This window comes from Aliivibrio sp. 1S175 (assembly GCF_001690985.1).
GTDB lineage: Bacteria > Pseudomonadota > Gammaproteobacteria > Enterobacterales > Vibrionaceae > Aliivibrio.
The window spans coordinates 1,746-2,394 of record NZ_MAJS01000028.1 but is presented as its reverse complement, the minus strand read 5'-3'; the positions used below and the strand labels follow the sequence as shown (position 1 = coordinate 2,394).

Here is a 649-nt window from a genome sequence, read left to right as displayed (position 1 = left end):
ATTAAGGCGTTAAAATTCAGTTAAGTCTGTATCGTAGCAAACGTGTTATGCAGGCGTTATATGCTTAGAGGAAATAATGAAAATAACAATAAATCAGTTGGTTAATAGATATAGGGGAGAAAGTGAGGCTAACGAATATTCTCATTTTAACCTTAAACACCCTCAACCATTACTAGAATCGGCTAGAGAACTTCTTTTGTTCCACCTTCTATGGGGGCTTGCGCTCCACTTAGTGCTGCTTGGGCGCAAATGCTAAGAGATAAATATGATATACCAGCAATAGTTGTCGCAGGAGATTTTAAAGTATTAGGGAAACGAATATTTAAATGTAAAACAAATCTTCCTGAATCAAATCTAGGCGGCAAAGTTATTAATAAAAAATGGGATGGTCATTGTTGGATAGAAATCGATGGGTATATTGGTGATTTATCCATTTTCAGAACTGCCTACTCATTGAACCATCCAAGTGTATTGAAAGAGTTTGTTGAAAGTACCTTTGGTTCTGGTAGAGGAGCGTTTCTTGCACCATATAGTGATGTTCCTAAAGGAATGAAATACGAAGCTAAATACGTATTAACAGACAAGCAAATTGCTGGGTTATTAGGTGGGTTAAGTTATCAACTTGAGCAGCGCATATAACAAATGCATC

General features: G+C 36.5%; 1 protein-coding gene. It reads left to right on the top strand.

Annotation, left to right across the window (positions count from 1 at the left end; genetic code table 11):
• The first annotated feature begins 249 nt into the window (after positions 1–249).
• Entirely contained in the window at positions 250–639 is a 390-nt protein-coding gene (locus tag A6E06_RS11270; protein WP_141676953.1) for a hypothetical protein, read from the top strand.
• The last annotated feature ends 10 nt before the right edge of the window (positions 640–649 follow it).

Excerpts from the sequence above, each read along its gene's own strand:
- A6E06_RS11270 (WP_141676953.1), top strand. The coding sequence starts at position 250 with ATGCTAAGAGATAAATATGATATACCAGCAATAGTTGTCGCAGGAGAT.